The sequence below is a fragment of the Marinomonas sp. TI.3.20 genome (assembly GCF_038155025.1).
GTDB classification, from domain to species: domain Bacteria; phylum Pseudomonadota; class Gammaproteobacteria; order Pseudomonadales; family Marinomonadaceae; genus Marinomonas; species Marinomonas flavescens.
In genome coordinates this window covers 1-259 of the sequence record NZ_JBAKAS010000121.1, presented here as the reverse complement: position 1 = coordinate 259, position 259 = coordinate 1, and the positions used below count along the sequence as shown (strand labels likewise).

At 36.7% G+C, this 259-nt stretch carries 1 pseudogene; it reads right to left on the bottom strand.

Going from position 1 to position 259, the window contains the following annotated elements:
• Positions 1-259 (bottom strand): annotated as a pseudogene (locus V6259_RS19830) (hypothetical protein); the annotation flags it as partial.

Here is a 259-nt window from a genome sequence, read left to right as displayed (position 1 = left end):
CCAATATAAGAATCAATATTTACATAAGCGCCATGGACATTAATTCCATCATCAAGCATGTGATCTAGTTGGCAGTTTTCAACAATAATCTCGCCCTTACAATTCATAAAGTGAGTTGCATCTGCTCTTGTAGATACAATGCGGTCATGTGAAGGGGTGACGCTATAGTGAGAAACTTTAATATTTTCTGTCCGTTCGACAATAAGAGACATGCCGCCAGCGGTATGGATGGTAATATTTTCTAAAATAATATTTTTAC